Here is a 13491-nt window from a genome sequence, read left to right as displayed (position 1 = left end):
TCATATTTTTGTAGGGTAAATATAGCTAAGATGACTTCATTTTTTAGGGGAATAGAAGATTTGTTCGTAAACTACCTGTTTTGGCCGTTAGACCAGTTGCGCTACTGGGACAGTTGGTGGGGCGCCAACTTTTTCAACTGGATTTTGATGCTCATCGGTTTCGCCGGGTTCATCTATTGGATGTTACAGCTCAAAAAAATCAACGACAATAACGAGGAGGATAAATCGATCAGCTCGCATTCGTTTCTGTAATTTTAGAGGTCGAAGCCGATATCTTTTCGATAGTTCATTCCGTCATACTTTATAAGCGCTATATTTTTGTAGGATAGCTCTAAAGCTTCTTTGAAGTCCTTTCCGTAGGATGTGATGGCCATGACCCGTCCCCCATTTGTGATGATTCTGCCTTGTTCGCCTAAAGTACCCGCATGGAACACCAATGAGCCGTTAATTTTCTCAGGGCCGGTTATCGCTTTTCCTTTTTCATACGCTTCGGGATATCCTCCGGAGACCAACATTACTGTGGCGGCCGCACGCTCTTCAATTTCCAAGGTGATGGAGTCCAAACCCTGATTAGCCACAGCCTCCAAGAGGGATACCATGTCATTTTTTATACGCGGTATCACCACCTCGGTTTCCGGATCTCCCATCCGTACGTTGTATTCGATTACCTTGGGCTCGTCATCTACCTTGATCAGACCGATAAAAACAAATCCCCTATAGGGTAATCCATCTTTTTTAAAACCGTCTATCGTCGGCCTGACGATGCGCTGATGCACCTTGTCCATAAAAGCTGCATCGGCAAATGGAACCGGCGAAATCGCTCCCATGCCCCCTGTGTTCAGTCCGGTGTCCCCCTCGCCGATACGTTTATAGTCTTTTGCGGTCGGCAGTATCTTATAGCCCTTTCCATCGGTCAGTACGAAAACGCTCAGCTCAATGCCCCTAAGAAACTCCTCTATAACGACCGTAGTACTGGCACTGCCGAATTTCGCATCGATGAGCATGGCCTCGAGTTCGTGCTTGGCCTGTTGTAGGTCGCTCAATATCATAACCCCCTTACCGGCTGCAAGGCCATCTGCTTTTAATACGTAAGGCGGTTCTAGGGAATCCAAAAAAGCGAACCCCTCTTGCAAGGTTCCTGCGGTAAAGCTCTTATAGCGTGCCGTAGGAATATCGTGCCGTGCCATAAACTTTTTAGCGAACTCCTTACTGCCCTCCAACTGAGCGGCCGCTTTCTGGGGGCCGATAACGGGAATGGAGACCAAGTCCATATCGTTCAAGAAATAATCATGAATACCGTTGACCAAGGGATCTTCCGGCCCCACCAACACCATTTCAATCTGTTTCTCAAGAACTGCTTTTTTAATGGCGTCAAAGTCGTTTACACTTATCGGTATATTTTCGGCAACGGATGCCGTACCGGCATTTCCCGGTGCAACGTATAGCTTAGATAATTTCGGACTTTGGTGGAGTTTCCAGGCTAAGGTATGCTCGCGTCCCCCCGCGCCCAAGATAAGGATGTTCATCAGTGTCGGTGTTGAATTCGGTTTGCGCAAAAATAGGGGTTATGTTGTAATAACAAACTTGCTTTTTGCAAATTGTGACGGTTTGATGCGGGGATCACAATTTAAGGTAAAAATGGGAGATTTAATTTAAAGCGCTTCGGCAAACCTTGTGGTTAAAGGACTCAACGCAAATCGTATACGATTAAAGCTCCCTGTCCTCTTCAGATTCATCCTTCCCAGGGTTTCTCGGTTTCTTCTTCTTGGGACCTTTCTCCTTTGCCTTCGTCTTCAGGCGGTCGACTTTTCGCTTCAGCAAAATCTTTTGCTTCAAGGTTGTAAAATTGTAGTTGTATTTGAAAAAGATATATCCTAGAAAGATAACTACGGACACCAACATGATCACCATCCCCAGATTCTTTGCCGTGCTGCCCAAAACAACAAAGAGTGTTACGAAAAGCAGGTTAAAACACCCGATGATAAAGCTGGCCTGCTTGTGGGTAAGCCCCCAATAATCGATAAGTACGTGATGGGTGTGGTTGCGGTCGGGAGAAAACGGTCCCTTTTTATTAGCGATTCGGATAGCAAATACCCGCGCCGTGTCAAACAACGGCACAATCAGGATGCTTATGGCGATCAGAGGTGCATTTTCAAGTAAAAACGGAAGATCGGTATACACTACGGGACGCAATGCCAAAAACTTCAAAGTAAGGATGCTAATGATAAACCCCACGATTAACGAACCCGTATCGCCCATAAAAATCTTTTTATCGGAAGATAGGTTAAACCCTAAAAAGGCCATTAGACTGGCATTCAGAGCTATAGCTAGCAAAGCGAAAAAATATTCTTCGGTCAAATAGAATATAGTGGTATAAATTACCAAAATTACGATGCCAACCACCGACGCCAGACCATCTATACCGTCAATTAGGTTGTACGAATTAATAATTGTAATCATCATGAATCCTCCAATGATCAGATATAGGTAATAAGGTATCTCATTGATGTTCAGGAAGCCGTTAAGAGAGTGGATGGTGAAACTGGGGTTTGCAAGAATAAAGACAATGGCGAAAACTTGGGATAAAAGTTTTGCACCGGGAGAGATGACCACTAGGTCGTCTTTCAATCCTACTATAAAGAGGATGGTAAGTCCCGGAATAATGTACATTCCTTCGTCGAAGACGTCTCGGCCATTGATAAAAAAAAGCGCGAAAATAAGAACATAAAAAAAAGACACACCCCCTAAAGTGGGAGTTCCCAACTTGTGGGAACTTCTCTTATTAGGGTTGTCCATCAATCTTTTGTACTCGACAACACTGATAATCTTCGGTATCGTCAAATAGGTAAGAAGGAAGGCACCTATAAAAAGTGATATGGCGGTCTCTAGAAAAAACAAATCGACTATTTATTTCTTAAAAGTAGCAAAAGTTAAACCAACAACCGGAATTTGGATGGAAATAGTAGGAATTCGACTTTAAGAAAACTTTGAAATTAAGCTGAGAACAATTGTTCGTAAGCCTCGCCAATAACTTTCCAAGTATACTTTCTTATCGCGATGTTTTTCATTTTTTTACCTATGGATTTCAAGTTATCGACTTTCATCAATTCGCTATTCAATAGCTGAGTCAAATCGTTCTTCGTACTAAAGTAAAGAGCTTCATTATCCGTGGTATACCGATTGTAATTAACATCAAATGCCACAATTGGAAGCTCCAAATACATTGCCTCGACCAATGAAGGATTTGTACCGCCGGCACTATGACCATGAACATACAAAGAACAGTTAGACCGCAAAGCGTTCAATTTGTCCGGCTCATATATGGGGTCCAACAGGTATAAGTTGTTGCTGCTATCATGTTTTTCTTTTAATAGCTTACCGTATTCGCTGTTGCTCCAATTGCCAACCATCACGAAATCAAAGTCGGTTTCTCCGAAGGCGTTCAAAATTATATGGATGTTATTTTCCGGTTCAATTCGGCAGACCTTGAAGGCAAAACTATCGGGCAGTCGAAGCTCGTTTTTAACAGCTTCGCCTAATCGCTTTTTATAAACGTGGTTGGCGCCGTAGGCAATAAGGTTGCTCGGCAATCCGTACTCTTTCATCACATGGTCCTCTATACCTTTGTTATCCACCACAATACTATTACTGTATTTTATCGCAATCTTCTCCTGCCATTTTAAATATTTTTTCGCCGTCCCGCCCCATTTGTCTCTCTTCCACTCCAAGCCATCAATGTTCGTGATCACACGCTTCTTGGTAAACCATCTAATAACCGGAATCATAAATGCCCCGCTTACCCCCAGTATCAGAATTACGTCCGCAAAGAAAAGAGCCTGAACAATAGATAGGGCATCATAAATGATACTTGACTTTCCGTTGGCCTTTAGGGGGATGTACTTCAACCGCGCCCCTAAATAGCTTTCTTTTCGTTGGCCGATGTAACTCGGCGCACTGCAGTACACGGTAAACTCATACCTGTTTCCAAGTTGTGCGACTAAGTTTTCGGCCAAGGTTTCGAACCCGCCGTATTTGGCCGGGATGCCTACCGTTCCGATAATGGCCACTCGTGTTTTTTGGTTTTTTTTCAAGTCTTTTGTGATTTTCAGGCGGAAAGTCTGGGAGGTTAAGTTTCTTTTGCAGGCTTAAAAGGGAAAATCCTTCATTTAAATCTTTAATTTCGTCTTCAAACCAAAGTACGTGTCACTAGATAAAATTAAAACTATAGCACTCTTTTTCTTAGTGGCTAGCATTCCCTTCGCGAGGGTATATAACATCAACTCTTACGCCGTAGCAGTTTTGTCCGCGCTGTACCTGTTTTCGCCACGACAGCGGTTTCTCCCACATTTCTCGCCATCTGCACTGTTGTTCTTTTTATATTATTTCATTTTGGCAGTCAACCTTCTCGTAATCGAACAACCCCAGAGTGCCTCGACCCTGGTCAAGTACTTACCCTTGGTATTGATTCCTTTTTCTCTTTCATTCATCAAATATCAAAAGCGGATGCTCTTCGTCTTCGTGTACACCGTGATTGCTGCATGTCTTATATCCATTATAACAACCTATATCCGCAGCAAAGGCTACATTTTTTACTATCATGACCCCACCGAAATAATTGATTTGCAATTGAACTATTTGGCCATCTTCGTCTGTTTTACCTTGGCGATACTATATTCCGAATTGATTACGGCAAATGTAGTCAAATTGGAATACTATTTTTTTATCCCTTTTCTCTTTTTCAGCCTGGCAGTGTTCTATAACCGTACAAGCATTATCGTGGCTCTCGTATTGACCGTCTTCTTTATTATTGCCTATCTAAAGAAGAAAGGAGGGCGGAAGTTTTTAATAGGGTTCATTGCTTTTTTCGTTTTAACGACGATATGGATGGCAAACCGACCGATTGTTCAGAGCAAGTTTAAGGAAGTAATTCAAATAGACCTGAACGACCAAGTCAATTACAATAATGGCATTTACAGCAGGATGCTTTCTTGGGAATGTAGTTGGCAACACATCAAAACTGCCGGGTTTTTTGGAACTGGAATTAATAATTCTTCCCGTTTGCTGACCGATTGCTATGAGAAAGAGATTGGTGGAGACGCAGTCCAGGTCGTCGAAGCATACAATGCACACAATCAATTTTTACAAACTACGCTTGACCTCGGTTATTTGGGCTTATTGATTCTTTTACTCATTTATGCTCGTATCCTTTATATTGGTATCAGGAAAAAGGATACTTTACTTTTGTTCTTTTTTACCATTATGTTGCTATTCGGAATGACAGAATCGTTTATGATCCGACAATGGGGTTCTGTGTTTTTTGTTTTCTTTACCTCCTATCTTTTGCATCGATGGCGAAATACTGATATGAAGTCCTATAAAAGTGAGCCTTAGATAAAATAGGAGACGGAGTCCACCTATGTTATTTTCTGACCCGTTTCATAGATCAACCAATATACCGGTCGGTGTCGTCCGATAGCTTTAACCTATTAAGTAGCCTATGGTTTTCAGTTCCACCGTCTTTATCTTTTTATTTCTTCCCCTCGTTCTTGCCATCTATTTCTTGTTGCAAAACAAGCTTAGAAATCTTTTCCTGCTCCTAGCAAGTCTCTTTTTCTATGCATGGGGCGAAGGCTTATTAGTATTGCTGATGATGGGCTCTATAGCCGTCAACTACGTTGTCGGCATAGCAATTTCTACGAATAAGGATAAGCATCGCCCAATAGTTTCCAAGATACTGTTAGGTGTCGGTGTAGGGCTAAATCTACTGGTGCTGGCCTACTATAAATACATACATTTTATTGTTGAAAACCTTGAAAGTATTGGCCTACATTTTAATATTGACATCTCTGGGGTCACCTTACCCATAGGTATTTCCTTTTTTACCTTCCAAAGTATTTCCTATTTAGTAGATGTTCATCGGGGTACTGTAAAAGGCCAAGAAAGTATTGTCAACCTCGGCATGTACATTGCACTTTTTCCGCAACTTATTGCAGGTCCGATTGTGAGATATGTTGATATTTCGAAAGAAATTGAAAAACGAAAGGTAACCCCTGCACTATTCAAGACCGGTATTACGAGATTCTTGACCGGTTTTGCAAAAAAGATAATAATCGCCAACAATGTGGGTCTGATCGCCGATAAGGTTTTTGGGGGGGCGGTCGATGAACTGTCGTCTCCATTGGCATGGATCGGCATACTCTGCTACACCCTGCAGATCTATTATGATTTTTCGGGGTATTCGGATATGGCCATTGGTCTTGGGAAAATGTTCGGGTTCAATTTTAAGGAGAACTTCGACCATCCGTACATTTCACGATCAGTACAGGAATTCTGGCGTCGGTGGCATATATCGCTCTCTACTTGGTTCAGGGACTATCTCTATATTCCATTGGGCGGAAACCGTAAGGGAAAAATCCGAACCTATGTCAATCTTTTGATTGTGTTCTTCTTGACAGGCCTTTGGCACGGGGCAAGCTGGAATTTTATCGTTTGGGGTATGTTCCACGGTTTCTTTCTTATTGTTGAACGCATGGACCTCTTCAGCTTGCCCGAGCGTTTGAATTTCTTGAAGCGGTTTTATTTATTGCTCGTCGTTATGGTGGGTTGGGTCATTTTTCGAGCCGAAGATTTAGGTTATGCCATAGGTTATATTGAGACCATGTTCGCTTTTACCAAAGGTACTTATGAGTATCCATATCTTTTCCTCAATACCTACACTTTAATGGTCATCATCTTAGGAGTGCTCTTCTCGGCACCTTTACGGGCGGGCGCAGTCAAGTATCTGGCCATGAGGTTACCCAATCAGAATTGGGCTTTTGCGATGGAACATGTAATTTACGTGTCACTTTTTATACTCTCGCTGTTGGAGCTTGCGCAGACAACCTACAATCCATTCATTTATTTTAGATTCTAGTATGGTAAAGAAATACTCGTTCACGGTACTGGTAGCACTATCGATTTTCGTTGCAACACGCTTAATTATGGGTATGACGGGGGAAGGACCCTCCGAAATGACCTTGTCCCTGACGGCTACGGTCTTACAGAACGACAAGTTTCAGGTGTTCTATTTATCCGAGGGCGACAGTGGTTTCAATGAGAAGCATAGCATAATCTCGGAGGTAAATGGAAGCGATAAACCTCAGGTCATCGATTTTGTTCTACCTCTCGACACGACCATTTCTAAATTGCGTATCGATATCGGCAATAATAGGGGGCAGTCGCCCCTGCACATTCAAGAGGCTCGCTTGAAAACACCTGACCACTCATTTTCTTACCCTATTTCGGAGTCTTTTTTAAAAAATGTGCACATCTCTGAAAAGGATGGCAAATTCTTTACAAAAATCGTCTCAAATAGCTATGACCCTTTCTTTATTTCTAATTTCAACCTCACCCCGACAATCAAGAAATTAGCCGAAGCACAGCCTCTGGTAGATAAGACTGTGGCCATTATTTTCGCGTTGGTCTTTGCCGTTGCGGCCTTTATCTCCAACTATTTGAAGGTTTCAAGGTCAAAAAGTCCGAGCCCTAGTTTTTATATCGCCACATTCATCGTGATTATTGCTACGCCACCGATAGTGCAGCTGCTAGGAGCTGGTCAAAAAGCCGAAAGCAAGGAGAAACGGGAATTGAGCCCAATGCCTGAATGGACGTTCAACCAAAGTTTCCCCAAAGAATACGAAGCCTATTATAATGACAATTTCGGACTGCGACCCACCATAATCAACTGGGCAAGCAAACTGAAAATCGGTGTTTTCAGGGATTCGCCACAGCCCGAACTAGTGCAATTTGGTAAACAGGGTTTTTTGTTTTTCAATGAACACAACGCAATTGACGGTGGTATTTATTCAAGTTATTCCCATACCAACCTTGCTTCGTTAAAGCAGCTTGAAAACGGTTTTTCCAAGCAATTCAAGCTAAAACAGCAGCTTGCCGCACGCGGTATGGATTATGTTGTCGGATTTTGGCCTAACAAACATACTATTTACAACGAGCTACTTCCTTTTACCATGAAAGTGCAGATTCAAGGCGAAACTTCACTGGCCGATCAGGCCGTTGAATACTTTGATGAAAAGGGAATGTCTCTTTTCGACGTTAGGAAGCATCTATTGAAAGAAAAGCAAGAAGACCAATTGTACTTCAAATTCGATTCGCATTGGAATCTAAATGGTGCCTATGGGGCTTACCGTGCTTTCTGCGAGCAGACCTATGACGAACTAGGGCTATCTCCATTTCCTAAAGAAGCCTTTGAGGTATCGTACATCAAGATAAGAGAAGGTGATTTGACCAATCTTTTAGGCATAGATGGAATGGATTACTATGACGAAAAGCCGAACTACCGTTTAAAAGACGGTAACAAGGCATATCGTTTCGTTGCACCTACAGGGATCTACCAAAATGCAACGGTCACCTTAAATGAGAATTGTGGCAATGATAAAACGGCCCTGGTCTTTAGGGATTCTTACGGGGCTGCACTGATTCAATTTTTATCCCTTCACTATTCAAAGGTCGTTTACGTCGGAAAAAGTCCGGTTGACATGTATTGGGTAGACCAGGTCGATCCCGATGTTGTCATACTTGGGGTTGTAGAAAGACGTCTGCCTTATATTTTGGATACGGTGAACGAGGTAGGAAAACACGCCCCATGAACATGTTGTATCATCGAAATAGGCGTAACCCTAAGCTTTTTGATAGCCCTCCAGTGTTTTTTTGGCTGTCTCTTCCCAAATATACTCCGCCAGGATCTTGTCTTTCAGTTTCATTTCAAAAGGCGCTTGGTACGCTTTATCGATAGCGTCGCTTATTGATGCCACATCGTCTGGCTCGCAGTAAAAAGCAAAATCCTCGAAATAGTCGCGGGTATCTCCTTTCTCGGTAATTACAATATTGGTTTCCATGGCACCGGCCTCTAAGGAGGAGAGGCCCGGGGTTTCCATCCAACTGATCAGCGCATGCACCTTGGCCAGTTTGTAATAGATGGGTAGCTTGTCATGTGGAATCGGACCCGTAAAATAGACGTTATCACCTGCGGCGGCATGGCAAGCGTCAGTGAAGGTCTTGTCGTTTTTCGTCTCATTGCCGATGAGTACAAGCGGATAGCGATCTCCTACTGCCTTTATTAAGTTCAAGGTTGATTTTCTTCCTTCGATCCGGGCGACCGACAATATACAATCTTTAAATCGCAGCAAGTCTTCGTCCAAATCGGTGAGAGAAACTTTATTTGGATCGAACAACTTTGTGTCTACGGCGTTGGGCACTACTTCAAACTTATAATCCGACAGCTTATATTCCCGGGCCACCCTCTCCATTTCGGACAGGGAATTGGGCAGGAACACATCAACTTGTTCGGTCACTTTTTTGGCCAGATGATAGTATCCCCTATAGAGCATATAATACACCCCTTTGTTCATTCGTCCGTCTTTGAGATGTCTTAAAAAGGTCTTGATGTAGTTTATCGTATATGGAGAAAGAACGTTCGCCACCTTTTGTGCAAACCCGCCCCTTGCTTTACGTTCAAATTCGGTGTACAGCCCGTAAATCGTAGAAAGCGCCACCTTTTTATCGTGCTTTTTGGCATGTTTTATCTGCATATAAAGCTCCTGAGGGTCCATTAGGTTAAAAAGATGAACTAGGTCATAACCCGTTAAGTCGGGCTCTAGCTCTATACTAATATCGACCTCAACCCCTAACTTTTCGAGGTGCTCCTTGGTTTTTTCGATTTGAGTGGTATCTCCGCCGGGTGCCGAGTACAGATTGCTTCTGGATTGGAATAATACTTTCATGATTAAATTTTCAATTTTGCAATAAAGATAAATACGGCACAAAGTATCAATTGAGGCACCAAAAAGAAGAGGCCAGGTGCCACGATTCCGCCCACTGCTAAACGGGAAAAATTCAAACTGAAAAGAACAAGGATTACGAACCAACTCAGTTTACCGCTACGTATTATGATTTCGTAAACAAATCCTGCCAGGGTACCCAGAAAGGCAGCGTGCAAAATAATACCGAACCAACCAAAATTCATGTACGCTTCCCCAGGAGAAGTGATGGTCATGCCTTCTCCTTCAAATTCCAATTGGTATTTTTCTTTAAGAATGACCCCGGTAAAACCACGTTCGTGCAAGCCGACAGTCATCCCTAAATCATTTAAGACCGTCTGCCCATAGTAGAATTCACCTTCTTTATCGGTATTGTGAACAATGTCGGCAAGATTGCTTACGTTGACCGCTGTAGTCCATGCCGTAGAGCCAATTGCCCGGTACGAAATTTGACCTGTATGCCGATAATATCCTAACAGGGATAGGAAAATGATAAATATGATTCCCGTCAAAATGTAACGAAAAGATATTCCCTGTTCGTTCAGATATTTTTGAGTGAAAATGAGGTAGGCCAAGAAACAACTGACCACCAGATAGGCAGCGGGACCTCGAAATCCGATACCCATTACGAAAAATACACCGATCAAGAGATAGACAACCGAAATAGGTTTGATTTTGCCCAACACGAATTTTTCGACCGCAAAGCGATAGACCAAGCTTACGCTAATCAGTGCGTTTCCGATAAGGATGTATTTTCCCAATCCCGCTTTGGCCCCCACCCGCGCACTTTCAAGGTCATCCAAGAAAATGGGAATCGTACCCATCTGAAAAAAGTAAATGTAGAGATACAAGGCGACGCCCGACAGAAAAAATAAGTAGAAAGCCCGTTTCCAGTGCTTTATATCCATTCGCACTTGGGCGACCATGTCCTTTAGATTGGGAAATGTCTTCAGCAAAAGATAATTTGGCGCCCAATGGGCAGCTAAAACGAAAATGACTAGATAGACTATCAAAATAGCCCTGACCTTTAGCGTAGTGTTGAAGAAAGGGAAATAGTACTCAAGGAGAAACGGATAGAGCATCAGAAAAAAAACGAAAGCGACCAAAAAGAAAATCGCTGGATGCAGTACGTTAAAAATTCTGATTTTTCTCAAGGGAGCATGCTCTTAAAAGCTATATGTACAAACATCCAGCTTATAGTGTTATTTATTACTCTTACCCGTGCTCTTATCAGCTACTTTCAAGTCATTAATCAGAGTGCGACTCTCTATATTATGTGCGATTCGACCGTGATTTATTATAGTTGCCTTTTCAATTTCGGTATCTATAGCTTCTGAACGTTCCATAAAGGCAAGGTCATTGACAATATAAGGCCATGGTAGAGGTACTTTATTATATCTGGCTTCTATATAAAGGGATCTGATACCAAAATTGCTCCATAATATCTCGTTGTTAAGGTGAAATCCGGCATAATAATGGTTGCTGGTATCCAAATTTTGGAGCAGTCGGATGTAATCGGGCTTCGAAAGCTCCCGTCCTTTGTAATACAATCTGTTGTCGGATACTATTGCATAATTTATGTCCAAATCGACCAATTCTCTTTCGAACTTTTCCAGCTCATGATTTTTTTCTTCATTTTTAAAGAGCGTGACAAAGGTATTTCCTGGTCTGATGTTGTCCTTTGTTTTGGCGAAGATATCGAAGTTGGTATTTTGGGGATAAGTCATCTTCTGGTCAAAAGCAGGAAAATTCACGATTCCTACATCGTTCTTTTTTAGAAGTTCAATGGCCGTGTTTTTCATCTCCCTGGTATATGACTGCACTCCTTGATCGATCAGATAAAGGTTGAGGTCTTTATTTCTGGTGCGCATCGAATAGATGCCGTTCTGCTTGTCCAAAATACAGTAGAACGTATCAAAACCGACGTAAAATAAGTTTTGGATGTCATGGACTTCTAGATAATCGTCCATTTCCTCTTCCTCATAAAATGAGATGCTACCGTCTAAAATAGTCAGGTTTTCATTGTGGGGCTCTATGGAGGGGGCATAGATGACTTTGGCACCCATTACGTCGAATCTCCTGATCAATGGGTTGATAGAATTTATGACTAACGTGTCTAAAAATTCATTTTGCCAGACATCGATAAGCACTAAAGCGCTCTTTTCGGCATCTACTGCGGTCGAGCTGTTAATATCTACATATATTTCGCGATTAGCATCATACTCGGACAAGACATACTCAAAGGGTAACGGATGGGCCAACGGCGTGCCGTAGTTTGAATAAAACACGTCATCATTATCCTTAGCACAGCTTGTAAGGAGAAAAACTGCGGCTATCAACTTGACAAAATATAAAATCTCGATGGTTGTCCGACTCATACTGTACCGATTTACAGAATAGTCAGTTGTCTTATCGTTTTCCAATGGCGAATTTTGATTTATTTAAGCACAAAGGTACTGTTTTTATGGGTCTTGGTACGTACGGCCCACGTGCTTCAAAAATGGTCCGACCCGAGTCTAAAAGCTAAGTCATTAGTTGCTTTACGAAGTCTTCAATTGCGGCGCAACTATTGGGTGCATTGAATCTTTGGGAATCGTAATCTTTTTTTAGACTTTTCGAGGTCATAACCAGGTTGAGCAGCTCAGTAGAATCGCTAGCGACATGCGTGCCCAAATCTTCAAACGAAAAATAGAGTCCTCCGTTTTCGGCAATATAGGTTTCCTTATCAAATATATAAGCGATTATAGGCCTTTTAGTAATCATGAAATCGAAGAGTATCGAAGAATAGTCGGTAATGAGTACATCGGCGACACTCAAGAGCTCTTGGGTGTCTTGAGTAGATACATTCAACACCTTCGTCAAAGGTTTGAAAAATTCTTCGTCAAAGATGTTGCGGTCCAAAGGATGGGGTTTAAAAAAAAGCACACTATCGTCAGCGCTGCGCAATTGTCTATCCAGTTCTACAAGCGTTCTTTTGATAGTCAGGGTAGCGCTCTCGTTATTTCGGAATGTCGGGGTGTACAACAAAACGGTATATTGCTCTAGAGACCGTGACAAGGCCAATCTTGAACTAAGTTTTTCCTTGAGCGCAGCATCGTTGGTCATGGCCAGAAGATGGTCCGTTCTTGGTTGCCCCAAGGGAACAATCTTATATTCTGGCAAACGCATGGCCCTTTCGAAGATGAACGTGGTTTGGGCCGAAGCCGTCACGAGATAATCCCAACGTTCATACGGCAACGTCCTTCCAGACCTGATCATTTCTTCAATCCATATCCGTTCATTTAGCGAATCAAAACCTATCTGCTTTATCGGAGTGCCGTGCCAAAGATTAATGATGGTTCCCCGACGGGGAACTGTCGGGTAGATATCTTTGACCGTATGGGAAACGAAAAAGAACTGGGCACGAATGACCATCCAAAAGGCACCCAAACTCCAACGATAATAGCATCGATATCCTTTTTTTCTTAAGTCACGCGCCTCTTCCCTATCGGAAGAAATCCAGACTGGCCCTTCGAGAAAGTTTTTCTGAAAATGAAGGAACAAAAACTTAGGGTTATCGGAAAAACGGTCGAAGCCCGACCCAAAAAGCATCAATCCTTTTTGGGTCGGTATCAGGACGCTCAGAATACCGAACATAATTTTTTCAACAAATAAGGTTGCCAAACGTTTCATTAGT

General features: G+C 42.5%; 11 protein-coding genes. 4 read left to right on the top strand and 7 right to left on the bottom strand.

Annotation, left to right across the window (positions count from 1 at the left end):
• Positions 1-30: 30 nt before the first annotated feature.
• On the top strand, positions 31-252 hold the full coding sequence (locus tag RQM65_RS09720) for a DUF6341 family protein (RefSeq protein WP_314014552.1): 222 nt from the start codon (positions 31-33) through the stop codon (positions 250-252).
• Between the two features lie 2 nt (positions 253-254).
• Here RQM65_RS09720 and purD read toward each other — a convergent pair whose 3' ends face one another.
• The 3 genes from purD to RQM65_RS09705 all read right to left on the bottom strand — a co-directional run bounded on the left by purD (position 255) and on the right by RQM65_RS09705 (position 4091).
• Entirely contained in the window at positions 255-1526 is a 1272-nt protein-coding gene (purD, locus tag RQM65_RS09715; RefSeq protein ID WP_314014550.1) for a phosphoribosylamine--glycine ligase, read from the bottom strand.
• A 181-nt stretch (positions 1527-1707) separates the two neighbouring features.
• Positions 1708-2898 (bottom strand): glycosyltransferase family 4 protein, encoded by a 1191-nt coding sequence (locus RQM65_RS09710; protein WP_314014548.1) that lies wholly within the window; start codon positions 2896-2898, stop codon positions 1708-1710.
• Positions 2899-2993: 95 nt separating this feature from the next.
• Positions 2994-4091 (bottom strand): DUF1972 domain-containing protein, encoded by a 1098-nt coding sequence (locus tag RQM65_RS09705; RefSeq protein WP_314014546.1) that lies wholly within the window; start codon positions 4089-4091, stop codon positions 2994-2996.
• Between the two features lie 109 nt (positions 4092-4200).
• Between RQM65_RS09705 and RQM65_RS09700 the strand changes: the two genes are divergently transcribed.
• From RQM65_RS09700 to RQM65_RS09690, 3 genes are all read left to right on the top strand, one after another.
• A complete protein-coding gene (locus tag RQM65_RS09700) occupies positions 4201-5391 on the top strand; it encodes an O-antigen ligase family protein (protein WP_314014544.1) in 1191 nt (396 codons plus the stop codon).
• 106 nt (positions 5392-5497) lie between these two features.
• On the top strand, positions 5498-6913 hold the full coding sequence (locus RQM65_RS09695) for an MBOAT family O-acyltransferase (protein WP_314014542.1): 1416 nt from the start codon (positions 5498-5500) through the stop codon (positions 6911-6913).
• Position 6914: 1 nt separating this feature from the next.
• Positions 6915-8645: an alginate O-acetyltransferase AlgX-related protein gene (locus RQM65_RS09690; RefSeq protein WP_314014540.1), complete on the top strand. Its 1731-nt coding sequence runs from the start codon at positions 6915-6917 to the stop codon at positions 8643-8645.
• Positions 8646-8675: 30 nt separating this feature from the next.
• Here RQM65_RS09690 and RQM65_RS09685 read toward each other — a convergent pair whose 3' ends face one another.
• The 4 genes from RQM65_RS09685 to RQM65_RS09670 form a co-directional block, all read right to left on the bottom strand.
• Complete coding sequence (locus RQM65_RS09685; RefSeq protein ID WP_314014538.1) at positions 8676-9779, bottom strand: glycosyltransferase family 4 protein; 1104 nt, start codon at positions 9777-9779, stop codon at positions 8676-8678.
• A gap of 2 nt (positions 9780-9781) precedes the next feature.
• Complete coding sequence (locus RQM65_RS09680; protein ID WP_314014537.1) at positions 9782-10969, bottom strand: O-antigen polymerase; 1188 nt, start codon at positions 10967-10969, stop codon at positions 9782-9784.
• A 48-nt stretch (positions 10970-11017) separates the two neighbouring features.
• Complete coding sequence (locus RQM65_RS09675; protein ID WP_314014535.1) at positions 11018-12193, bottom strand: cysteine hydrolase family protein; 1176 nt, start codon at positions 12191-12193, stop codon at positions 11018-11020.
• Positions 12194-12338: 145 nt separating this feature from the next.
• Complete coding sequence (locus RQM65_RS09670) at positions 12339-13487, bottom strand: CDP-glycerol glycerophosphotransferase family protein (protein WP_314014534.1); 1149 nt, start codon at positions 13485-13487, stop codon at positions 12339-12341.
• Positions 13488-13491 lie beyond the last annotated feature (4 nt).

The sequence above is a fragment of the Pricia mediterranea genome, assembly GCF_032248455.1.
In the GTDB taxonomy this organism is placed as follows: domain Bacteria; phylum Bacteroidota; class Bacteroidia; order Flavobacteriales; family Flavobacteriaceae; genus Pricia; species Pricia mediterranea.
This window is presented reverse-complemented; position numbering and strand designations above follow the sequence as displayed.